The organism is Paracoccus suum, from assembly GCF_003324675.1.
Classification (GTDB): domain Bacteria; phylum Pseudomonadota; class Alphaproteobacteria; order Rhodobacterales; family Rhodobacteraceae; genus Paracoccus; species Paracoccus suum.
Genome location: NZ_CP030918.1, coordinates 883,820 through 904,607 on the forward strand (window position 1 = coordinate 883,820; position 20,788 = coordinate 904,607).

The following is a 20,788-nucleotide window of genomic DNA, read 5'->3' on the forward strand; positions in this document are numbered from 1 at the left end:
GATTGGCGCTAAGGTGCCGCATCCCAAGTGCAGAGACTCGTCGCATGAGCCGTTCGCCCCTGATTTCACTCACCCTTATTTCTGCCGCGCTGGTCGGCGGCCTGGCCCTGACGGGCTGCGCACCGGCGCCTGCGCCGACCGTGCCGGTCGTCGAGCCGGTCGAGGCCGTTCCGGCGGTGTCAGGGATGTCCGGCCTCGAGGAGCGCAAGCCCGACCTCTGCCACGCCAAGGATTATTCCGGCGCGCTGGGTCAGCCGGGCAGCACCATCGCTGGTCTTGGGATTACCCGCACCTATCGCGTGGTCGAATTCCGCGGCATCGAGTCGCAGGAATACGACCCTAACCGAATCGTGTTCCGGCTCGATCAGGCCGGCAACATCCAAAATGTGGATTGTGGCTAATGCGTACTCTGTCTCGCTTTGTTCCGGTCGTCGCCCTCGGCTCCGTGCTGGTCCTGTCCGCATGTATCGAACCCATGCCCCCGGCTGCACCCCCGCTGCCCACTACGGCGGCCTGCAAGGCACCCCAGTTCCAGGGCCTGATCGGCCAGCAGCGCAGCGTGCTGGACGGCATGCTGCTGCCCGCCGGCGCACGCATCATCGGCCCCCACGATCCGGTCACGGCCGATTTCAACGGCGAGCGCCTGAACTTCGAGATTGGCGTCACTGGCCGGATCGAGAAAGTCAGCTGCTTCTGAGCAGCTTGATCGGGGGCGCAGGGCGCTGCATGCTGAAGGCATGCTGACGCCGCCCCCGATCCAGTTCCAGCCTGCGGCCGAAGTCGTCGCCTTCGACCGTGGTGAGCTGGGCGTGATCTTGTCGCTTTACGGACGGATGGTGGCCGCGGGCGAATGGCGCGACTACGGCATGTCCTTCCTGCGGGACGTGGCCATATTCTCGGTCTTTCGCCGCGCGGCCGAAACGCCTCTCTATCGTATCGAAAAGCGCCCGCGGCTGCGCAATGCCCAGGGGCAGTACGCGGTCTTGGGCATGGATGGCCGAATCCTGCGCCGGGGCCATGACCTCACGGCGGTCCTGCGCGTGGTGGACCGCAAGCTGATCCGGCCGGTCGACTAGATCGTTACGGGCGCGGGTCCAGCGACATTGGGCGGGTCCCGCCCGGCGGCAGACCAAACCGGCCCCGCACAAAATCGAGGAATGCGCCGTAGGGACGGCCCAGGACCAGCATCAGCGCCGCAGCCCCCAGGATGCCCCGCAGGATCTGGCTACCCTCGGCGCCGCCGGCGACGATGATCGCAGCGTAGATCGGCACCTGAAAGACCAGCAGCGCGAAGCTGTCCCAGAGCAGGCGCGAGACCGCAGACACGCCGGCGCGCCGCATGATCCAGTCCCGCCACAGGCCATAGGGGCGGGCGGTCAGCACCATCAGGGGCGCGCCGATCATCCGCGCCCTTGCGACCTCGGCCCAGTCCATGCCGGCGACGAAACGCTCGTTCAGGATCCCGGTGGTGGTAAAGAATAGGATCAGCGCCAGGGTGTCGGCCAGAAAGGCACGGCGCGCGTGGATCAATCGCGGTCCTCCGGTTTGACCTTGCGCGCCATCCCGCGGGCAAAGGCGTCCAGGCGCTCGCGCGCGGCGGGCTGGGTGTTGACGACGCCCGCCAGCACCGCCTCGGCATAGGATGCGTCCAGCGCGCCCATGTTCTGGAAATGCGAGATCCCGGAGCAGATGGCAAAATTGGTCAGCGGAAGGTTGGCGGCGGCGGCCGTAGCCAGTTCGCGCGACTTGGCCTCGGCGTCAGGCACGAGGTATTGCGTCAGCCCGACCTCGACCGCCTCGGCCCCGCGGTAAAGCCGGCCGGTCAGCATCATGTCGATCATCCGCGCCTTGCCGATCAGCCCGGCCACCCGGATCGTCGCGCCGCCGCCGGTGAAGAGCCCCCGCTGCCCTTCCGGCAGGCCGAAATAGGTGCCCTCGTCCGCGACCCGGATATGCGCGGCCGAAGCCAGCTCAAGCCCGCCGCCGACCACGGCGCCTTTCAGGACGGCGATGATCGGCACGCCGCCATATTCCATCTTGTTGAACGCTTCGTGCCAGTCGAGGCACAGGTGCATGAAGTCGGCCGGACTGCGGTCGGCGTGGTAATGCTCGACCAGATCGAGGCCGGCGCAGAAATGCGGTCCTTCAGCGCGCAGGATGCAAGCGCGCACGCCAGCGCGGGGCAGCGCGGTAAAGACGGCGATCAACTCGCGTACCGATGCGGCGTCCAGCGCATTGCGCTTGGCGGGGCGGTTCAGCGTCAGCGTGGCGATGCCGGCATCGTCGACCGCAATAGTCATGTTCTGCAGATCAAGATCGTCAAGCATGGCGGTCCCCCTCAGGTGCCGGAAATCCAGGCGATCACCGGCGGGATCGTCAGGATACTGAACGCGGTCGACAGCAAGATCGCGGTCGAGACCCGCTGTTCGGCGACATGGAAATATTGTGCCAGAATATAGGTGTTGCCCGCTACCGGCAGCGCGGCGGCGGCGACCATCATGCCCGCGGCGCGTGGCTCGACCCGGAAGATGGCAAAGGCTGCGATGGCGACCGCCAGCGGGTGCAGCACCAGCTTGGCCGACGCCAGCCACAGGGACGGCCCGAGGCGCGCCGCCTGCCGGGCGGCCAGCGAGGCGCCGATGGCAAAGAGGGCGCCGGGCGTCGCGGCGGCGCCGAGCAGGTCCAGAAACTCGGCCGCGGGGGCGGGCAGCGGCAGGTGCAGCGCGCCGAAGGCGAGGCCGGCCAGCATTGCGACGATCATCGGGTTATCCGCCAGCCCGCGACCGATCGCGCCCCAGGCATCACGGTTGATGCGCCCTTGCCGCGCGGCGGTGACGATCACGGTGATCAGGGTCGAGAACACGACCATGTCGATGGTCAGCACCAGCAGCACCGGACCCGTCGCCGCCGGTCCCAGCAGCACCAGCAGCATCGGCACGCCCAGAAAGCCGGTGTTGCCGATCATGCAGCACTGCGCCTCCATCGCCGCCTCGGCCAGTGGCAGCCCGCGCAGGCGGGCGACGGCAAGGCCAATGCCCCAGACCGCGAATGTGCCGGCCAGGTAGGCCAGCACAAAGCGCGGGTCCCACAACTGCGCCATGTCGAGCGAGGCGGCAAAGCGGAACAGCATGGCCGACAGCGCGAAGAAGAACACGAACCTGGTCAGCCAGGCAGTCGCCTCGGGCGGGAAAAAGCGGGTGCGCCCCGCCAGCCAGCCGGTGCCGATCAGCGCGAAGAACGGCAGCGTCTTGAGGAAGATCGGCAGCATCAGCGTCGATTTATAAGGGGGCGGGCCGGGCACATGGCTGCACCATCGGCTGGGCCCGTCGCAGCGGCAAGCGGCTTTGGCCGGTCGCGACTGTCGGCGGGGCCGCTAGCCGCCGCCGATCAGCACCCCGGTCGCGAACACCAAGGCGCCGCCGACCACGACCTGCAGGCTGGCGCGCCAGAACGGCGTTTCCATCCACCGGTTCTGAATCCAGGCGATCGCCCAAAGCTCGACGAACACGATCACGGTGGCGACGGTGGTCGCGGTCCAGAAGTCTGAGATCAGGTAGGGCAGGGCGTGGCCCAGCCCGCCCACCGCTGTCATAACCCCCGAGGCAAATCCGCGCTTGAGGGGCGAGCCCCGGCCCGAGACGACGCCATCGTCCGAGGCCGCCTCGGTAAAGCCCATCGAGATGCCGGCACCCAGGGCCGCCGCGAGGCCAACCAGAAAGGTGGTGTGCGTGTCATGGGTGGCGAAGGCGGTGGCGAAGATCGGCGCAAGGGTCGAGACCGAGCCATCCATCAGCCCCGCCAGACCCGGCTGCACCCAGGTCAGCACGAAATCGCGGCGTGCGGCATTGGCCTCGCTGGTGCGGGCGTCCTCGGTCAGGTGCTGCTCGGTCAGGGCGCCGGCCTGGGCGCCGTGCCCGGCCTCGGCACGGGCCAGATCGCCCAGCAACTTGCGGGTGCCGGCGTCGGTCGTCTGCCGGGCCGCGCGTTCGTAGAATCGGGCCGCCTGATGCTCCATCGCCTCCGCTTCGGCGCGGATCCGCTCCAGCGGCAGGTTCTTGGTCAGCCACATCGGGCGGCGCGCGTAAAAGCCGGCGACATGCTCGCGCCGGATAAGGGGGATCACTTCGCCGAATCGTGCGCGGTGCGATTCGATCAGCAGCTGGCGGTGGTGATCCTCTTCCTCGGCCATGCCCTCGAACACGGCGGCGCTGGCGGGATAGTCGGCCGCCAGCGATTCGGCGAACATGCGAAAGATGCGGGCGTCGTCCTCCTCGCAGGAGATGGCCAAGGCCAGCACCTCGCGTTCGGACAGATCGGCAAAGCGCCGGCGATTGGACAAAATTGGCATCGCGCGAAGCTAGTTGGGGCCGGCGGGGGCGGCAAGCGGTGGCGTGCGCGATTTGACGAGGAAGATCGCGACCTTGTGTCCCAGCTAAAGTTTACAAAAACACTATGCCAATCTGGACCCGGTCCCGCTGCGCCCGTAGAAGGCGGGAATGAACGCCCCTGCCGGGCGCACCTTGCACAAGGATACAGCTATGCGCGGACTTGCACTCTCTGGTTTGATGGCTGCCGCACTGGCGGCGTTCACCCCGCTTTCCGCCGGCGCGGCCGATGTCACCGTCGCCACCGCGCAGGGCGAGGCGTCCGTGCCGCAGAACCCGGCCAAGGTCGCGGTGTTCGATCTGTCGGCCGCCGACACGCTGCTGGCGCTGGGCGTGCAGCCTGCCGGCCTGCCGGACAAGGTCTATCTGAAGCGTTTCGATGACGCCGCGGGCGCTGCCACCAAAATTGGCACGCTGTTCGAGCCGAACCTCGAGGCGCTGGCCGGCCTCGGCCCGGACCTCGCGATCGTCGGCGGCCGATCGGCCACGCAGCGTGAGGCGGTGGCCAAACTTGCGCCGACCATCGACATGACTATCGGCACCGACGTGCTGGCGGATGCCCGCGCGCGCCTCGACGCCTACGGCAAGGTCTTCGGCAAGGAGGCCGATGCGGCCGCCCTCGCCAAGACCCTCGACGAGAAACTGGCCGGGTTGAAGGATGCCGGGGCCGGCAAGGGCACCGCCCTCTTCGTCATGACCAATGGCAACAAGATGGCAGCGTATGGACCGGGCTCGCGCTTTGGCTGGCTGCATGACGTGACGGGCCTCGCGCCCGCGGCGACCGGCCTCGACCCCGCGGCCGGCCACGGCGATGCCATCAGCCACGAATTCATCGCCCAGACCGATCCCGACTGGCTGCTGGTCATGGACCGCTCGGCCGCCGTGGGCGAGGAAGGGCCGTCGGCCGAAGCGACGCTGAAGACCCCGCTGGTCGAGGGCACCAAGGCGTGGAAGGCCGGGCACGTGGTTTATCTGCCCTCGGGTGATCTTTACCTGTCGCCCGGCGGCTATACCGCGCTGACCGGGATCCTCGACAGCCTGACGGCCGCGCTGAAAGGGTGAGACAGCGCCTGCTGATCACAGGATCGGCACTGCTGGCCACGCTGATGCTGGCCAGCCTGATGGTCGGCGCGGCGCGGATCGATCCGCTCGCCGCCGGCCGTGATCCGCGCGCGGCGCTGGTGCTGATGGAATCGCGCCTGCCGCGCACGCTGGCCGTGGTGCTGACCGGTGCGGCGCTGTCGGTCGCGGGGGTCATCATGCAGGCGCTGGTGCGCAACCGCTTTGTCGGCCCGGACACGGTCGGCACCTCGGAAAGCGCCGCGCTGGGGCTGCTCGGCGTGACGCTGATCGCGCCGGGCGCCGCAGTCTGGGTCAAGATGCTGGCAGCCAGCCTTGCCGCGATGGCGGGCACCGCGCTCTTCGTCGCCGTCATCCGACGCCTGCCCCCGCGCGAGATCATGCTGGTGCCCATCGTGGGGCTGGTGCTCTCGGGGGTGATCGGCTCGCTGGTGCTGTTCGTCGCCTGGCAGTTCGACCTCGTCCAACTGGTCAGCGCTTGGCTGTTCGTGGGCGAGTTCTCGGGCGTCGTCGCCGGCCGCTACGAGCTTCTGTGGATCGCGGGCGCGGCGGCGCTGCTGGCGTGGTTCGCCGCCGACCGCTTTGCCATTCTGGCGCTTGGCGATCAGGTCGCTGCCGGCCTTGGGCTGCGGGCCGAGGCGGTGATGCGGCTTGGCCTGCTGGTCGTCGCCCTTTGCTCGGCCATGGTGGTCAGCACCGTCGGCATGATCCCGTTCGTCGGGCTGGTCGTGCCGAACATCGTTGCGCGGCTGATGGGAGACAACCTCCGCGCCTCGCTGCCTGTGGTCGCGATCTCGGGCGCGGCCCTGGTGCTGGCCTGCGATCTGTTCGGGCGCCTGGTCCGCTATCCGCACGAAATTCCGGCCGGCAGTATCCTGGGCGTGGTCGGCGCGGCAGTGTTCCTGACGCTGCTGTGGCGCGTTCCCGCCCGTGGCTGACGCCTTGCGCCCTTCTCGCGTCCCGGCACTCGCCGCGCTCGCCGCGCTGCTGCTTCTGGCCTGCGGGTTCTGGCTGTTTCAGGGCCTCGGCAGCGGCAATCGCAGCTTCATCCTTCAGCTGCGTGCAACCAAACTGGCGGCGCTGTTGACGGTGTCGGTGTCGATCGGCGTTGCGACGGTGCTGTTCCAGACGGTCGCCGCCAACCGCGTCCTGACCCCTTCGATCATGGGATTCGACGCCCTCTACGTCCTGATGCAGACGCTGCTGGTCGGCGCGCTGGGCATAGCCGGCTTTGCCAACCTGCCGCCCGCGGCCAAGTTCGCGGCCGAGATTTTGGCCATGGCCGGTCTTGCCACATTGCTGTTCAGCACCCTCTTGGGACGCGGCGCGCAAGACATCCCCCGCACAATCCTGACCGGCGTCATCCTCGGCGTCCTGTTTCGCACCCTGTCCCAGTTCGCCGCCCGGGTCATGGACCCGAACGAGTTCGCCGTGGTCCAGTCCATAAGCTATGCCAGCTTCGGTCGGGTGCAGGCCGGGCTGCTGCCCTATGCCACCGGCCTTGCAGCGCTGGCGGTGGCGGGCGCCATGTGGCTCGCCCCGCGGCTTGACGTGATGGCCCTCGGGCGCGAGTCCGCGGTCTCGCTCGGCCTGCCGTTCAACCGGATGGTGATGGGGACGCTGGCACTGGTCGCGGTTCTGGTCGCGGTCTCGACCGCGCTGGTCGGGCCGGTACCGTTCTTTGGCCTCATCGTTGCCGGCCTCGCCCATGCGCTGACCGGCAGCGCCCGCCACGCGCGGCTGCTGCCGGCGGCGGGGCTGATTGCGGCCATCATCCTCGTCACCGGCCAGATGCTGTTCGAGCGCGTGCTGGGTCAGGCCACGACCCTGTCAGTGGTGGTCGAGTTCGCCGGCGGCCTCTTCTTCCTGTTCCTGCTGCTGAAAGGGCGGATCCGATGATCCAGATCGAGGGCCTCAGCCACAGGATCGGCACCGCGCCGATCCTGACGGACATCACCGCCGATCTTCCCCGCGGCAAGCTGACCGCACTGATCGGCCCGAACGGGGCGGGCAAATCCACCCTGTTGCGGCTGATCGGGCGGCTGCTGCCGCTGCAGGCCGGGCGCATCACGGTCGAGGGACGGGACGTCGCCCGCACCCCCGGCGAGGTGCTGGCGCTGACCATGGCGATCCTCGGCCAGCAGACGGTGATCGCCAGCCGCCTGCGCCTGCGCGAGTTGGTCGCCTTTGGCCGTTGGCCGCATCACCACGGCCGCCCCCGCCCCGCCGATCACGCCGCGGTCGAGGCGGCACTGGCAGCCTTCGACCTGCTGCCGCTGGCCGACCGCTTTCTGGACGAGTTGTCGGGCGGACAGGGGCAGCGCGGCTATCTGGCGATGACCTTTGCCCAGGGCAGTCCGTGGATGCTGCTGGACGAGCCCCTGAACAACCTCGACATGGGCCATGCCCGTGCCCTGATGGCGCGACTCGCGCAGATCGTGCGGACCGAGGGGCGCAGCGTCGTGATGGTGGTCCACGAGGTGAACTACGCTGCCGCATGGGCCGATCATGTCATCGCGATGAAGGGCGGGCGCCTGATCGCACAGGGGCCTCCGGAAACAGTCCTGACCGAGACGCTGCTATCCCAGCTCTACGACACGCCGATCGAGGTCAGCCGCCACGACGGCCGGCCCCTGGTGCTGCACCACCACCTGCATCATGCGCTCGGCGTCGAGCCGGAACTGCCGGGAATCGCGCCGGGTGGACTGCGGCCGCAAGCCTCTGATTTGGAGACAGAACGTGCCGCGAGCGACACGGCATGCTAATACCTGACAAAAATAATTATAATACCTGACAAAAATGCTTTCCTTTTCCCCCGCTCCGCCGCATTGGGTCTTCAACCTTTTGAAACCCTTGCCCGGAGGCCCCATGACCCGACCCACTATCCATCCCCGCGTCCTGCTCGCAGGCGCCTCTGGCCTCGCGCTGACGGCGGTGCTGACCGCCGGCACGGCGCTTGCTCAGGACCTCGCCCCTGCCCCGCTCGCGGGCGCCTCAAGCACCCTGGTTCTCGACCCCATAACCCTGATCGCCGGCGGCGACGAAAAGGTCGTAGCCACCGGCGGCGTCGCCCTGTCCGAGGAGGATCTGGCCATCCTGCAGCCGGCCGATGTCTCCGAGCTGTTCGCTCGCAATTCGGCGGTCAGCGTCTCGGGCGGCGTCGGACCGGCCAAGCGCATCCATGTTCTTGGCCTCGAGCAGTCGAACCTGAACGTCACCGTCGACGGCGTGCCCCAGCCAGTCACTGGCTGGCACCATACCGGCTCGACCACCATCGACCCGGCCTTCCTGAAATCGGTTGAGGTCGAGGCCGGCGCCGCCGCCGCCGACAGCGGCTTCGGCGCGGCCGCCGGCGCGGTCCGTTACGAGACCGTCAGCGCCGACGACCTGCTGCAGGATGGCCGAGACATCGGCGGGCGCGCAGGCCTCAGCTACGGCAGCAACGGTCGCGGCCTGCGCGCCAGCCTTGCCAGCTTTGGCAAGCGCGGCGGCTTTGACTGGCTGGCGATGGTGAACGGCGCGCATGGCGACGACTACGAATCCGGCAATGGCCGCACCATCCCCGGCTCCGCCCCCGGCAACCTGGGCGGCATCTTCAAGCTGGGCTACGAGTTCGAGGCGCATCGGGTCGAGCTGGACTACCAGCACACCGAGGACGAAGGCGATCGTTCGATCAAGATGAACATGGACCTGGCCGGGATCGGGACGGACGGGCTGCCGATCTATGACGATAGCGTCTATCCGCTGAAGATCACCAATGACAGGCTGCGCCTGAAATACACGACCACCGCCCCCACGGCAGCCTGGGATCCCACTGCGGAATTCTATGTCAGCCGCAACCGTTACGAGCGCCCTAATTATCTGGTCGGCGGCTACAACGGCGACATGAATGCCGAGGTCAAGACCGTCGGGGGCGTCCTGAAGAACCGGTACGAGATTGGCCCCGGCAGCATCACGGCTGGCGTCGACTTCCGCTATAACGACTACTGGCTCGACAACTACGGCGATACCGACCGGCGCTACTGGACGCTGGAGACGATGCAGGTCGGCGCCTTTGCGCAGGGCCGGTTCGAATTCGATAACGGCGTGGACGTCTCGGCCGGGGCGCGGCTGGATCACCAGAGCTTTACCGACTGGGACGGCCGCCGCCTGTCAGGCAGTGGCGCCAGCGTGAACGGCACGATTTCGTACGAGTTCAGCGAGGGCTACGAGGTCTTTGCCGGCGCCTCGCGCACCTGGCTGGGACACGAGGTCGGCGAGTTTGGCCTGCTGCACGCGCGCGACGCCAGCTTTGCGACCGCCCCGGATTTCGAGGCCTCGACCGCGACCAACGCAAAACTTGGCCTTAACGCCAGCCGCGGCAACTGGACCGGCAACCTGACCCTGTTCGACACGCGCCTGAAAAACCCGGCCGTCTATAACGCCGACCGCGCGGTCTATCGGCTGGAGAACGGACCCGAGGTCCGCTCGCGCGGGGTGACGTTGCAGGGCAATTACGACTGGGGCACCGGCCGGGTCGGCGGCAGCTTCACCAAGGCGAAGCTGACCGAGGATGGCGAGCGTGCGCTGCCGCAAGGCGGGACCGCCGTACCGATCGGCTCGCTGGCGACGCTGTTCGTGGACCAGGAGTTGCCGGCGCATAACGTCAAGCTGGGCGCGTCGCTGGAATGGGCTGGCGAGCTGTCGGGCGAGTACCTGCGCAAGGAGCTTTTCAAGGACGATCCCGGCTATACCGTGCTGAACGTCTATGCCGACTGGCGCCCCGAGGCGATGAGGAACACGGTCGTCAGCCTGCGCATCGATAATCTGACCGACAGGGCCTATTACGAGCGCAGCAGCTATCAGCAGCGCATCCGCGGCACCCGTGCGGTCGAGCCGCTCTACGCGCCGGGCCGGACAATCACGCTCGGGGTGAATTACGACTTCTGATCCGGCCGACGAAGCCAGACGGCGGCGTTCGCGCCGCCGTTTGCGTGGCGCGCCTGCCGTCCAAGGGCAAATGCCCCCGAGAAGGGCGCGCCGCGCCGAGGATGAAACGAACGCTCGAACCTTAGCTTCCGAACGCGCCTAGAACGCGTTGCGCTCGCGATAGCTGGACAGGAAGCTGCCGATGCGGCGGTCGGTGGTGCGCTGGAAGATGTCGGTGGGCGTGCCCGACGCGACCAGTTCGCCCTTTTCCATGAACGCCACCTGGTCGGCGACATGGGCGGCAAAGCCCATCTCGTGCGTGACGACGACCATGGTCATGCCCTCGGCGGCGAGGCTTTTCATGACCGTCAGCACCTCGCCCACGAGCTCCGGGTCGAGCGCGCTGGTCGGCTCGTCGAACAGCATGATGCGGGGCTGCATGGCAATGGCGCGGGCGATGGCGACGCGCTGCTGCTGCCCCCCGACAACCGGCCGGGGTGGTTGGCGGTCTTGTCACCAAGTCCGACCTTGACCAGCGCCTCCTGCGCGCGGGCCTCTGCCTCGCGGCGGGGCAGGCGCTTTACGCGCTCCAGGCCCTCGGCGACGTTCTGCAGCGCGGTCATGTGCGGCCACAGGTTGAACTGCTGAAACACCATGCCGATGTCGCGGCGCATGGCGCGCAGATCGCCCGCCCGCATGCGCCGCCCGCCGGGGCTGTCATAGCCGATCAGCCGGCCGTCGATGCGGACCTCGCCGCTGTCATATTCCTCGAGGAAGTTCATGCAGCGCAGCAGGGTCGACTTGCCGCTGCCGGAGGGCCCGATCAGGCAGCTGACCTTGCCCGGCGGAATCTGCAGCGAGACGTCCTTCAGCGCCTGGAACGGGCCATAGAACTTGGACACGCGGATCAGGTCTGCCGAGGCGGCGGCGACGGGAGAAAGGGTCACGGACACGGCTTAACGCTCCAGCAGGTAGTGGGTGGCGCGACGTTCCAGCCAGCGGCCAAGGCGCGAGATGACCTCGACAAACACCCAGAAGAACAGGGCCAGGACCAGCGTCGTCTCGACGAAGGCAAAGGTCTCGGCCATCATCTTGCCGGTGGCGAACATGATTTCCGGAACGGTGATCATCGACAGGATCACGGTCTCCTTCGTCAGGATGATCGAAAAGTTGACCAGGGCGGGCAGGGCGCTGACCAGCATCGCCGGCACCTCGACGCGGCGCAGGATGACGCCGGGGGCAAAGCCCATGGCGCGCGCCGCCTCGATCTGGCCGGACGGCACGGCCTGGAAGCCGGCGCGAAAGATCTCGGCGAAATAGGCGCTGCCATAGAGGGTCAGGCCAAGGATGCCGGCCGGCAGCGCATCGAGGCGCAGCCCGACCATCGGGCCGCCGTAGTAAAGGACGAACAGCTGCACCAGAAACGGCGTGCCGCGGATGAACTCGATATAGGCGGTCAGGACCCAACCAAGCGCACGCGGCGCGCGGCGACGCACAAGGGCGATGACAAAGCCCAGCGCCATGCCCAGGACCGTGCCGGCGATCCAGCAGGCGATGGTCATCGCGATGCCCTGCGCCAGGGCCGGGCCGAAGCGGACGAAGAGCCCCCAGTCCATCAGTAGGCGAGCCTCCGCTCCAGCCGACGGCCACCGAAGGCGAGGGCAAGGTTGATGATCAGGTAAAGGAAAGCGGCGGTCAGGTAGATTTCCAACGGCCGGTAGGTCGCGGCGGCGATCGACTGGCTCATGCGCGTGATCTCGACGATGCCGACGACCGAGACCAGCGAGCTGGCCTTCACCAGCAGGATCAGCTCGTTGACCATGGCCGGCATGGCAATCTTCAGCGCCTGCGGCATCAGGATGCGGGCCCATATGTCGCGCGGCGACAGGCCGATGGCTATGGCAGCCTCGCGCTGGCCGCGCGGGATGGCGTTCAGCGCGCCGCGCAGGATCTCGCTGATATAGGCGGCGGCGCACAGACCGACCGTGACGACGGCGGCGACCGTGGCCGGGATGTTCAGCCCGATCAGCGGCAACATGTAGAAAAACAGCAGCAGCTGCACCAGCAACGGCACGCCGCGGAAAAAGCTGACATAGATCGCGGCCACCGTCTGCGCGACGCGCGAGCGCGAGACGGCCAAGGCGCAGATCACCGCGCCGATCACAAGCCCCAGCGCACAGCCGAGGACCGAGATCAGCAGCGTGAACCGGCCGGCCCAGGCCAGCGTCGGCAGGTTGTCGAGGATCGTCTTGAACGAGAACATGCGCCGTCCGTCAGCCGCGGGGATCGGTAGGGCGGGGGCCGGCATGCGGCCCCCGGAAAGCAGCCTTACAGCTTGGGCATTTCGGTCGGCAATTCGGTCTTGGCGCCGATCCACTTTTCCTGAATCTTGGCGAACCGGCCGTCGGCCTGCATCTTGGCCATGGCGTCGTTGATCGCCTTGATCAGCGTCTCGGTGCCTTCCTTGCGCGCGACAAAGCCGAAATAGGTCGGATCGCCGAACGGCGGGTTGACGGCGGCGAACACCTCGGGACGCTGCTTGACCATGTAGTTGATCAGCGGCGCCGAGGCGACCGCGGCGTCGAGGCGGCCGGCCGCGACATCGGCATAGGCCTCGTCGGTCGAGGCATATTCCTTGATCGTGATGCCGCCGATCTTCTTGCCAAAGGCCTCAAGCTGGGCCAACTGCGCGGTGCCCTGCTGGGCGCCGACGGTCTTGCCCTTGGCGTCCTCGGGTTTGGTCAGCGCGCCGCCGGCCTTTTGCACCATCATCACGGTCGCGTCGCTGATCGGCGCGGTAAAGGCGTAACGCTCGGCCCGCTCGGGGGTGTAGGTCACGGGGGCGGTGACAAAGTCGAACTTCTTGACTTCGAGGCCCGGCAGGATCGCGGTCCAGGGCAGGTCCTGGTATTCGGGCGTGACGCCAAGTTCCTTGGCGATCTCGTCGAACAGGTCGCGGTTGAAGCCGACATACTGCCCGTTCTCGAGGATATCGAAGGGGGCATAGTGCATCTCGGTGGCGACGGTGATCTTGCCGGCGGCCTTGATGTCGTCGAGTTGGTCGGCCAGCGCGCCGGTGACGGTCAGGCCCAGCGCGGCCAGGCCGATCAGCGCGGATTTCAGGGTCGTATGAACGCTCATGGGTCTCTCCCGTTGGCGGGCGGTGTGGATGTTTTCCATGCGCCCCGCCCGGTGCGCATGGATTTCGCGATTCAAATCGATCGATTTTCCCGGCTGTTGCGCGAATCGTCCATGCCCCACAGCGAGACTGCGACGATCTCGCCGCTGCCAGCCGTCAGGATGGTGCTCGGCGCGTTAGTGGTGTCCGGATCGGCGTACAGCAATGCGCAATCGCCGGGCGCCAAGGTCTCGGCGCCAATCCGCACCTGTCCACTGCGGCAGACGATGGCGATGCAGTCTGGCGGCAGCGGCGCGCCGACCGGCAGCACCGCCACCGCGTGGCGGGCCGCCCCGCGCCGGGTCATGACGTTCAGATCCAGGATCGGCCCGGCGTGCAGTCGGCCCGTCACCGGCGCCTCGCCCGGAAAGGCCAGCGGGTCCGACCCCGGCCGCAAGGACACATCGCCGCCGCCGAAATCGAGGCTGATCCCGTCCCCTGCCAGCAGGGTCAACGTCCGGTCCACCCCCGCAAAGACCGAGAACGGCCCGTCTGAGGCGACCTCGGCCATGCTCAGCCGCCAGTCAAAGCCGTCGAGGCTGGCGCCCTCGGGGCCCGCCGCGATCTCATGCGTGATGCCGCCGCCATTGCGCCAGGGCATGGACCGCATCGCGCCCTTGCGGACGATCCTCACCCGAGGATTCCCGGCAGGTTAAGTTGATGCTCGCGCGCGCAGTCCAGCGCGATGTCATAGCCCGCATCGGCGTGGCGCATGACGCCGGTCGCCGGGTCGTTCCACAAGACGCGGGCGATGCGCCGGTCGGCGTCCTCGGAGCCGTCGCAGCAGATGACCATGCCGGAATGCTGGCTGAAGCCCATGCCGACGCCGCCGCCGTGGTGCAAGGAGACCCAGGTCGCGCCCGACGCGGTGTTCAGCAGGGCATTAAGCAGCGGCCAGTCGCTGACCGCGTCGCTGCCGTCCGCCATGGCCTCGGTCTCTCGGTTGGGGCTGGCGACGCTGCCGCTGTCGAGGTGATCGCGTCCGATGACGACCGGCGCCTTCAGCTCGCCCTTGCGGACCATCTCGTTGATCGCAAGGCCCGCCTTGTGGCGATCCCCAAGGCCGATCCACATGATCCGCGCCGGCAGGCCCTGAAAGGCGATCCGCTCGCGCGCCATGTCCAGCCAGTTGTGCAGGTGCTGGTTGTCGGGAAACAGCTCCTTCATCCTGGCGTCGGTCTTGTAGATGTCCTCGGGATCGCCCGACAACGCGGCCCAGCGGAACGGTCCGACGCCGCGGCAGAACAGCGGACGGATATAGGCGGGGACGAAACCCGGGAAGGCAAAGGCGTTCTCCAGCCCCTCTTCTTGCGCGACCTGGCGGATGTTGTTGCCGTAATCGAGGGTCGGAACGCCGGCGTTCCAGAAATCGACCATCGCCGCGACATGGGTTTTCATGCTGGCGCGGGCCGCGGCCTCGACGACCTTCGGCTCGGACTCCTGCCGCGCGCGCCATTCGGCGACAGTCCAGCCCTGCGGCAGGTAGCCATGGATCGGGTCATGCGCGCTGGTCTGGTCGGTGACGATGTCGGGGCGCATCCCGCCAGCCTGCATGCGGCGGAAGATTTCGGGAAAGACGTCGGCGGCGTTGCCGATCAGGGCCACGGATTTCGCCTCGCCGGCCTTGGTCCAGCGGTCGATCAGCGCCAGGGCCTCGTCCAGGTCGTGCGTCTTTTCATCGACATAGCGGGTACGCAGGCGGAAATCGGCGCGCGTCTCGTCGCATTCGACGGCGAGGCAGCAGGCCCCGGCCATGACCGCCGCCAAGGGCTGCGCGCCGCCCATGCCGCCAAGGCCGCCCGTCAGGACCCAGCGCCCCTTCAGGTCGCCACCGTAGTGCTGGCGCCCGGCCTCGGCAAAGGTCTCGTAAGTGCCCTGCACGATGCCTTGGGTGCCGATATAGATCCACGAGCCCGCTGTCATCTGGCCATACATGGCCAGTCCCTTCTTATCGAGCTCGTTGAAATGGTCCCAGGTCGCCCAGTGCGGCACCAGGTTGCTGTTGGCGATCAGCACGCGCGGGGCGTCCTTGTGGGTCTGGAACACGCCGACCGGCTTGCCCGACTGCACCAGCAGGGTCTGGTCCTCTTCCAGATCGCGAAGGCTGGCGACGATCTTGTCGAAATCGTCCCAGGTTCGCGCGGCGCGGCCGATACCGCCATAAACCACCAACTCGTGCGGGTTCTCGGCGACGTCAGGATGCAGGTTGTTCATCAGCATCCGCAGCGGCGCCTCGGTCAGCCAGCTTTTGGCCGTCAGCTCGGTGCCGGTGGCGGGAAAGACGTCGCGGGTGTTGTGGCGCGGGTTGTTCATCGGGCTGCCTTCAATTCGGATCAGAGGGGCAATTCGACCCCGCCGGCGCGGGCCAGCGTGCCGTCCAGCACCATCTGTGCAGCGGCTGTGAGGTCGGGGGCGAGGTAACGGTCGTCACCCATCGCCGGCACATCCGAGCGCAGTGCGGCAATGACGCGCTGCAGCACGGCAGATGTCTCCAGCGGCGCGCGGAAGGCGACGCCCTGCGCGCCGCAGATCGCCTCGACGCCGACGATCACCGACAGGTTGCGGGTCATCAGGCCGAGGCGGCGCGCGCCATGCGCGGCCATGCTGACGTGATCCTCCTGGTTGGCGCTGGTCGGGGTGGAATCGGTGCTGCACGGATTGGCGAGGTGCTTGTTCTCGCTCATCAGCGCGGCGGTGGTGACCTCGGCGATCATCAGGCCGCTGTTCAGCCCGGGGGCTGGGGTCAGGAACGGCGGCAGCCCGAAGGACAGGGCCGGATCGACCATCAGCGCCACCCGCCGCTGGGCGATGGCGCCAATCTCGGCCACGGCGAGGGCGATCTGGTCGGCGGCAAAGGCGACGGGTTCGGCGTGAAAGTTCCCGCCCGAGACGATGGTCCCGTCCGACAGGACCAGCGGGTTGTCGGTGACGGCATTCGCCTCGACCAACAGGGTGTGGGCGGCAAAGCGCAGCAGGTCCAGCGCGGCGCCGGTCACCTGCGGCTGGCAGCGGATGCAATAGGGGTCCTGCACGCGGCTGTCGCCCTCGCGATGCGATTCGCGGATCGCGCTGCCGTCCAGCAGGCGCCGCATCTCGGCCGCGACCTCGATCTGGCCGCGATGGCCGCGCAGGCTGTGGATCTCGGCCGCGGTGGGCGCGGTGCTGCCCATGATCGCGTCGGTCGACAGCGCGCCGGTGACGATCGCCGCGCGGGCGCAGGCCATGGCGCGAAACAGCCCGATCAGCGCAAGCGCGGTCGAGAACTGGGTGCCGTTGATCAGCGCCAGCCCCTCTTTCGCACCCAGCACGACCGGGGTCAGGCCAGCACGGGCCAACGCATCGCCGCCGGGCAGGCGCTCGCCGTCCAGGAACGCTTCGCCGGCGCCGATCATGACCGCCGCCATATGCGCCAGCGGCGCCAGGTCGCCCGAGGCGCCGACGCTGCCCTGTTCGGGCACCACCGGGGTCACGCCCTTGGCCAGCATCCCCTCGATCAGGGTGACGATGTCGGGGCGCACGCCCGAAGCGCCGCGGCCGAGCGACAGCAGCTTTAGCGTCATCATCAGGCGCACGGCGTCGATATCGGTTGCCGGCCCCACGCCGCAGCAATGCGACAGGATCAGGTTGCGTTGCAGCGTCGCCGTATCGCCCGGCGCGATGCGCACGCTAGCCAGTTTGCCAAAGCCGGTGTTGACCCCGTAGACTGCGGCATCGCCCGCCGAGGCGGCGGCGATCCGCGCCGCCGATGCCTCGATCGCCGGCATGGCGCCTGGGTCGAGGCGGGCGGGCAGGCCCTCGCGCCAGATGGTTTCCAACTGCGCGAGGCTGGCCTCGCCGGGGATGAGTGTCAGCACGGGCGGCCCTCGAAATAGCGGCGGTAAAGCGGATTGAATCCAATGCGGTAGGTCAGCTCGGCCGGGGCGCGCGCGTCCCAGACGGCTAGGTCGGCGCGCAATCCGGGCGCCAGGCGGCCGCAATCGGCCAGGCCCAGCGCGCGGGCGGCGTTGAGGGTGACGCCGCGCAGGCATTCCTCGGGCGTCAGGCGGAACAGGGTCGCGCCCATGTTCATCGTCAGCAGCAGCGAGGTCAGCGGTGAGGTGCCGGGATTGGCGTCGGTCGCGAGCGCCATCACCGTCCCGGCCTCGCGGAAGGCGGCGACGGGCGGCATCTGCGTCTCGCGCAGGGTATAGAAGGCGCCCGGCAGCAGGGTCGCGACGCTGCCGGCGGCGGCCAGCAGTCGAGCGTCGGCTGCCGTCGCATATTCGACGTGATCGGCCGAAAGGCCGCCGCGCGCTGCGATCAGTTCGCTGCCGCCCATGTGAGATAACTGCTCGGCGTGCAGCTTGACCGGAAGGCCAAGTTCGGCGGCGACATCGAACAGCCGGGCCATCTGCGCGGTTGAAAAGGCGATGCCCTCGCAGAACCCGTCGACCGCATCGACCAGCCCCTCGGCATGGGCGGCGCGCAGGCCGGGGATCGCGACCTCGTCCAGATAGGCGTCGTCGCGCCCCTTGTATTCCGGGGGCGTCGCATGGGCGGCGAGCCAAGTGGTGACGATGCGGACCGGGCGCTCGGCTGCCAGCCGGCGCGCCGCGCGCAGCATCTTCAGTTCATGGTCGATGGTCAGGCCATAGCCGGATTTCACCTCGACGGTGCAGGCGCCCTCGGCCAGCAGCGCGTCGAGGCGCGGCAAGGCCTGCGCCACCAGTTCATCCTCGGACGCGCTGCGGGTCGCGGTGACGGTCGACAGGATGCCGCCGCCGGCGCGGGCGATATCCTCGTAGGATGCGCCCTCGAGCCGCATCTCGAATTCGCGCGCGCGCTCGCCGCCATGGACCAGATGGGTGTGGCAGTCGATCATGCCGGGGGTGACAAGGCGGCCGCCGAGGCTCTCGCTGGCGCCATCGCCCGGTCCCGCGCCCGCGCCGAGGGCAGAGATGCGGCCATCCTCGATCCGCAGCCAGCCATCGACAATGCCATAGCCGGGACCGTCGAGGGTCGCCAAGCGGGCATCGGTGAGGGTCAGGCCGGACATGGGGCGTTTCCGTGATTCGGTGCTTGCAGGGAGGATTATGTCTGCACATAATAGGACCTGTCAACAGCGGGAGTCGGCGATGTCAGGTCAGCTCGGGTCGGATCAACTGGCGCGCGAAATCTGGGCGGCACGGGCTTTGCTGCCCGGCGGCTGGGCCGATGGTGTCAGCCTGCGTGTTGAGCCGGATGGACGCATCGGCCAGATCGCGACCGGGACCATGGCCAGCGCGGGGGCGCAGCAGGTCGAGACCTTGCTGCCCGCGCCGACCAACCTGCACAGCCACGCATTCCAGCGCGCCATGGCCGGCCTGACCGAGCGGCGCGGCAGAGATCCGCGCGACAGCTTCTGGACCTGGCGCCAGTTGATGTACCGCTTTCTGGACCAGTTGACGCCCGACGACGTCGAGGCCATCGCCGCCTTCGTGCAGATGGAAATGGCCGAGGCAGGTTACGGTGCCTCGGTCGAGTTTCACTACCTGCATCACGATCAGGGCGGCCGCCCCTATACCGATCTGGCCGAGATGTCGGCCCGGATCGCCGCCGCGGCGCAGACCAGCGGCCTCGGCCTGACGCTGCTGCCGGTGCTGTATCAGCGCGGCGGGATGGACGGGCGGGCGCTGATCGCGGGCCAGGATCGGTTCGGCAACGATCTCGACTGCTATGCCCGGCTGGTGCAGGGCGCCGCGGACGCGGTCGCTGCGCTGTCCGCCGACAGTCGCACCGGTGTCGCGCCGCACAGCCTGCGCGCGGTCGATGCTGCGGGCATCGCCCATGCCGTGACCCTGACCGATGGCCCGATTCATATCCACCTGGCCGAGCAGATCGCCGAGGTGGACGAGGTCCTGGCCGCGACCGGACAGCGCCCGGTCGAATGGCTGCTGGACCACGTCCCGGTCGGGCCGCGCTGGTGCATGATCCACGCTACCCAGATGACCCCGGACGAAACCCTGCGCCTTGCCGCCAGCGGCGCTGTCGCCGGGTTATGTCCGATCACCGAAAGCAGCCTTGGCGACGGCATCTTCGATGGCGTGCGCTGGACGGGGGCGGGCGGCGCCTGGGGGATCGGCAGCGACAGCAATATCCGCATCTCGCTGACCGAGGAGTTGCGAACCCTCGATTACTCGCAGCGTCTGCGCGACCACTCGCGGGCGGCACTGGCGGATGCGGAGCGCTCGACCGGACGCGCGCTGTGGGACGGTGCCGCGGCGGGCGGCGCGCAAGCGGGTGGCCGCGACAGCGGCGCGATCGCGAGCGGCAAATGGGCCGATCTGGTGGCGATCGGCGATCTGGGGCCGGACGGCATCGGCCGCAGCGGCGACCTGCTCCTCGACACGCTGATCTTCGCGCGCGACGACCGAGAGGTGACCGACCTGTGGTCCGCCGGCCGGCATTTGGTCAGCGGCGGCCGCCACGGCGCCCGGGAGGCGATCATCGCGCGCTATGCCGCGGTCATGACGCGCCTGCGCGATGTCCTCTGACCCGGTCCCGGAAAGCCCCGCCGGCTGGCAGTCGGTGCGCGACGCGGTCATGGCCCGCATCCGTGCACGCACCTACGCGCCCGGCGCGCTAATCCCCAACGAGGCCGACCTCGCCGTCGAATTCGGCGTTGCCCGCGCCACCGTCAATCGCGCCCTGCGCGCCCTCGCGGACGAGGGCTTCCTGGAACGGCGGCGCAAGGCCGGCACCCGGGTCGCCTCCGCCCCTGTCCGCAAGGCCGTCCTGCCGATCCCGTTGACCCGGGCCGAGGTCGAGGCGACGGGCGCCGTCTACAGCTTTGAACTGCTGCTGCGCGAGACCGCCGTGCCACCCCCCGACGTTGCCGAGGCGCTCGGCACCGGCCCCCGCGCGCTGCTGCATCTGGTGACCCTGCATCGCGGCGGCGCGCAGCCCGCCGTGCTGGAAGACCGTTGGGTCGACCTCGTCACTGCGCCGGGCCTTGCCGAGATCGATCTGACTGCGGTCAATCCCAACGAATGGCTGGTCCATAACCTTCCCTATACCCATGGAACCATGGCCTTTTCGGCTCAGGCAGCTGGGGCGCGGGCGCAGGCCCTGGATTGCGCACCGGGCGACAGCATCATGGTGCTGACCCGCGCCACCTGGCTGGAAGACGCGCCGATCACCCATGTACGCCAGTGCTTTCCCCCCGGTCGCAACCTGACCTTGCAGCTTTGACGTCTTTGCCGCAGGTTTCCGCGCGCCC

General features: G+C 68.4%; 21 protein-coding genes and 1 pseudogene. 10 read left to right on the forward strand and 12 right to left on the reverse strand.

The features are described 5' to 3' along the window. Nucleotides 1–44: 44 nt before the first annotated feature. From DRW48_RS04235 to DRW48_RS04245, 3 genes are read left to right on the forward strand one after another with little or no spacing between them, the layout of a single operon-like run. Nucleotides 45–401, forward strand: coding sequence for a hypothetical protein (locus DRW48_RS04235; protein WP_241963372.1), 357 nt, complete (start codon nucleotides 45–47; stop codon nucleotides 399–401). Continuing rightward, the gene (locus DRW48_RS04240) at nucleotides 401–697 is read left to right on the forward strand and encodes an I78 family peptidase inhibitor (protein ID WP_114075326.1); all 297 of its coding nucleotides are present in this window, start codon (nucleotides 401–403) and stop codon (nucleotides 695–697) included. The genes DRW48_RS04235 and DRW48_RS04240 overlap by 1 nt, the downstream gene beginning before the upstream one ends. 40 nt (nucleotides 698–737) lie before the next feature. Further along, nucleotides 738–1,076 (forward strand): DUF2794 domain-containing protein, encoded by a 339-nt coding sequence (locus tag DRW48_RS04245; protein ID WP_114075327.1) that lies wholly within the window; start codon nucleotides 738–740, stop codon nucleotides 1,074–1,076. Between the two features lie 4 nt (nucleotides 1,077–1,080). On the opposite strand, the gene alaE is transcribed toward DRW48_RS04245, so the two are convergent. From alaE to mbfA, 4 genes are all read right to left on the reverse strand, one after another. Beyond that, nucleotides 1,081–1,530 (reverse strand): L-alanine exporter AlaE, encoded by a 450-nt coding sequence (gene alaE / locus DRW48_RS04250; RefSeq protein ID WP_114075328.1) that lies wholly within the window; start codon nucleotides 1,528–1,530, stop codon nucleotides 1,081–1,083. Continuing rightward, entirely contained in the window at nucleotides 1,527–2,327 is an 801-nt protein-coding gene (locus DRW48_RS04255; protein WP_114075329.1) for a crotonase/enoyl-CoA hydratase family protein, read from the reverse strand. Before DRW48_RS04255 ends, alaE begins: the two co-directional genes overlap by 4 nt. Before the next feature lie 11 nt (nucleotides 2,328–2,338). After that, nucleotides 2,339–3,268 carry an AEC family transporter gene (locus tag DRW48_RS04260; protein WP_114075330.1) on the reverse strand — a complete coding sequence of 310 codons (930 nt, stop codon included), beginning with the start codon at nucleotides 3,266–3,268 and terminating at the stop codon, nucleotides 2,339–2,341. A gap of 105 nt (nucleotides 3,269–3,373) precedes the next feature. Then, entirely contained in the window at nucleotides 3,374–4,348 is a 975-nt protein-coding gene (gene mbfA, locus DRW48_RS04265; RefSeq protein ID WP_114075331.1) for an iron exporter MbfA, read from the reverse strand. A 190-nt stretch (nucleotides 4,349–4,538) separates the two neighbouring features. Here mbfA and DRW48_RS04270 point away from each other — a divergent pair, with 190 nt between their 5' ends. The 5 genes from DRW48_RS04270 to DRW48_RS04290 all read left to right on the forward strand — a co-directional run bounded on the left by DRW48_RS04270 (nucleotide 4,539) and on the right by DRW48_RS04290 (nucleotide 10,394). Beyond that, nucleotides 4,539–5,447, forward strand: coding sequence for a siderophore ABC transporter substrate-binding protein (locus DRW48_RS04270; protein WP_114075332.1), 909 nt, complete (start codon nucleotides 4,539–4,541; stop codon nucleotides 5,445–5,447). Between the two features lie 44 nt (nucleotides 5,448–5,491). Then, nucleotides 5,492–6,403, forward strand: a complete 912-nt coding sequence (locus DRW48_RS04275) for an ABC transporter permease (RefSeq protein ID WP_114077349.1) — start codon at nucleotides 5,492–5,494, stop codon at nucleotides 6,401–6,403. A 4-nt stretch (nucleotides 6,404–6,407) separates the two neighbouring features. Beyond that, nucleotides 6,408–7,364 carry an iron chelate uptake ABC transporter family permease subunit gene (locus DRW48_RS04280; protein WP_114077350.1) on the forward strand — a complete coding sequence of 319 codons (957 nt, stop codon included), beginning with the start codon at nucleotides 6,408–6,410 and terminating at the stop codon, nucleotides 7,362–7,364. Next, nucleotides 7,361–8,230 carry an iron ABC transporter ATP-binding protein gene (locus DRW48_RS04285; RefSeq protein ID WP_114075333.1) on the forward strand — a complete coding sequence of 290 codons (870 nt, stop codon included), beginning with the start codon at nucleotides 7,361–7,363 and terminating at the stop codon, nucleotides 8,228–8,230. The genes DRW48_RS04280 and DRW48_RS04285 overlap by 4 nt, the downstream gene beginning before the upstream one ends. Before the next feature lie 103 nt (nucleotides 8,231–8,333). Next, a complete protein-coding gene (locus DRW48_RS04290) occupies nucleotides 8,334–10,394 on the forward strand; it encodes a TonB-dependent receptor domain-containing protein (RefSeq protein ID WP_114075334.1) in 2,061 nt (686 codons plus the stop codon). Nucleotides 10,395–10,532: 138 nt separating this feature from the next. Here the strand turns inward: DRW48_RS04290 and DRW48_RS04295 are convergent. The 8 genes and pseudogenes from DRW48_RS04295 to hutI all read right to left on the reverse strand — a co-directional run bounded on the left by DRW48_RS04295 (nucleotide 10,533) and on the right by hutI (nucleotide 18,586). Continuing rightward, nucleotides 10,533–11,284: pseudogene (locus tag DRW48_RS04295) on the reverse strand (amino acid ABC transporter ATP-binding protein). Nucleotides 11,285–11,329: 45 nt separating this feature from the next. Next, nucleotides 11,330–11,989, reverse strand: a complete 660-nt coding sequence (locus DRW48_RS04300; RefSeq protein ID WP_114075335.1) for an amino acid ABC transporter permease — start codon at nucleotides 11,987–11,989, stop codon at nucleotides 11,330–11,332. Next, a complete protein-coding gene (locus tag DRW48_RS04305) occupies nucleotides 11,989–12,636 on the reverse strand; it encodes an amino acid ABC transporter permease (RefSeq protein WP_114075336.1) in 648 nt (215 codons plus the stop codon). Before DRW48_RS04305 ends, DRW48_RS04300 begins: the two co-directional genes overlap by 1 nt. 65 nt (nucleotides 12,637–12,701) lie before the next feature. Further along, nucleotides 12,702–13,514, reverse strand: a complete 813-nt coding sequence (locus DRW48_RS04310; RefSeq protein ID WP_114075337.1) for a transporter substrate-binding domain-containing protein — start codon at nucleotides 13,512–13,514, stop codon at nucleotides 12,702–12,704. A gap of 71 nt (nucleotides 13,515–13,585) precedes the next feature. Beyond that, nucleotides 13,586–14,161: a HutD/Ves family protein gene (locus tag DRW48_RS04315; protein ID WP_114077351.1), complete on the reverse strand. Its 576-nt coding sequence runs from the start codon at nucleotides 14,159–14,161 to the stop codon at nucleotides 13,586–13,588. 20 nt (nucleotides 14,162–14,181) lie between these two features. Beyond that, nucleotides 14,182–15,864, reverse strand: a complete 1,683-nt coding sequence (gene hutU, locus DRW48_RS04320; RefSeq protein WP_114075338.1) for a urocanate hydratase — start codon at nucleotides 15,862–15,864, stop codon at nucleotides 14,182–14,184. A gap of 20 nt (nucleotides 15,865–15,884) precedes the next feature. Further along, the gene (gene hutH / locus DRW48_RS04325) at nucleotides 15,885–17,405 is read right to left on the reverse strand and encodes a histidine ammonia-lyase (protein ID WP_114075339.1); all 1,521 of its coding nucleotides are present in this window, start codon (nucleotides 17,403–17,405) and stop codon (nucleotides 15,885–15,887) included. Next, nucleotides 17,399–18,586 (reverse strand): imidazolonepropionase, encoded by a 1,188-nt coding sequence (gene hutI, locus DRW48_RS04330; protein WP_114075340.1) that lies wholly within the window; start codon nucleotides 18,584–18,586, stop codon nucleotides 17,399–17,401. The genes hutH and hutI overlap by 7 nt, the downstream gene beginning before the upstream one ends. A 79-nt stretch (nucleotides 18,587–18,665) precedes the next feature. On the opposite strand from hutI, the gene DRW48_RS04335 reads away from it, so the two are divergent. Together DRW48_RS04335 and DRW48_RS04340 are read left to right on the forward strand one after the other, a co-directional pair. Further along, nucleotides 18,666–20,063: a formimidoylglutamate deiminase gene (locus DRW48_RS04335; RefSeq protein ID WP_114075341.1), complete on the forward strand. Its 1,398-nt coding sequence runs from the start codon at nucleotides 18,666–18,668 to the stop codon at nucleotides 20,061–20,063. Then, nucleotides 20,053–20,760, forward strand: coding sequence for a GntR family transcriptional regulator (locus DRW48_RS04340; protein WP_114075342.1), 708 nt, complete (start codon nucleotides 20,053–20,055; stop codon nucleotides 20,758–20,760). The genes DRW48_RS04335 and DRW48_RS04340 overlap by 11 nt, the downstream gene beginning before the upstream one ends. The last annotated feature ends 28 nt before the right edge of the window (nucleotides 20,761–20,788 follow it).

Bases quoted from the DNA above. Each gene is read 5' to 3' on its own strand.
- DRW48_RS04275 (WP_114077349.1), top strand. From the start codon at position 5,492: ATGCTGGCCAGCCTGATGGTCGGCGCGGCGCGGATCGATCCGCTCGCC.
- DRW48_RS04240 (WP_114075326.1), top strand. From the start codon at position 401: ATGCGTACTCTGTCTCGCTTTGTTCCGGTCGTCGCCCTCGGCTCCGTG.
- DRW48_RS04335 (WP_114075341.1), top strand. From the start codon at position 18,666: ATGTCAGGTCAGCTCGGGTCGGATCAACTGGCGCGCGAAATCTGGGCG.
- DRW48_RS04315 (WP_114077351.1), bottom strand. From the start codon at position 14,161: ATGCGGTCCATGCCCTGGCGCAATGGCGGCGGCATCACGCATGAGATC.
- hutI (WP_114075340.1), bottom strand. From the start codon at position 18,586: ATGTCCGGCCTGACCCTCACCGATGCCCGCTTGGCGACCCTCGACGGT.
- DRW48_RS04300 (WP_114075335.1), bottom strand. From the start codon at position 11,989: ATGGACTGGGGGCTCTTCGTCCGCTTCGGCCCGGCCCTGGCGCAGGGC.
- DRW48_RS04340 (WP_114075342.1), top strand. From the start codon at position 20,053: ATGTCCTCTGACCCGGTCCCGGAAAGCCCCGCCGGCTGGCAGTCGGTG.
- DRW48_RS04270 (WP_114075332.1), top strand. From the start codon at position 4,539: ATGCGCGGACTTGCACTCTCTGGTTTGATGGCTGCCGCACTGGCGGCG.
- DRW48_RS04260 (WP_114075330.1), bottom strand. From the start codon at position 3,268: ATGCTGCCGATCTTCCTCAAGACGCTGCCGTTCTTCGCGCTGATCGGC.
- hutU (WP_114075338.1), bottom strand. From the start codon at position 15,864: ATGAACAACCCGCGCCACAACACCCGCGACGTCTTTCCCGCCACCGGC.
- mbfA (WP_114075331.1), bottom strand. From the start codon at position 4,348: ATGCCAATTTTGTCCAATCGCCGGCGCTTTGCCGATCTGTCCGAACGC.
- DRW48_RS04255 (WP_114075329.1), bottom strand. From the start codon at position 2,327: ATGCTTGACGATCTTGATCTGCAGAACATGACTATTGCGGTCGACGAT.
- DRW48_RS04285 (WP_114075333.1), top strand. From the start codon at position 7,361: ATGATCCAGATCGAGGGCCTCAGCCACAGGATCGGCACCGCGCCGATC.
- DRW48_RS04305 (WP_114075336.1), bottom strand. From the start codon at position 12,636: ATGTTCTCGTTCAAGACGATCCTCGACAACCTGCCGACGCTGGCCTGG.
- DRW48_RS04310 (WP_114075337.1), bottom strand. From the start codon at position 13,514: ATGAGCGTTCATACGACCCTGAAATCCGCGCTGATCGGCCTGGCCGCG.
- DRW48_RS04290 (WP_114075334.1), top strand. From the start codon at position 8,334: ATGACCCGACCCACTATCCATCCCCGCGTCCTGCTCGCAGGCGCCTCT.
- DRW48_RS04235 (WP_241963372.1), top strand. From the start codon at position 45: ATGAGCCGTTCGCCCCTGATTTCACTCACCCTTATTTCTGCCGCGCTG.
- DRW48_RS04245 (WP_114075327.1), top strand. From the start codon at position 738: ATGCTGACGCCGCCCCCGATCCAGTTCCAGCCTGCGGCCGAAGTCGTC.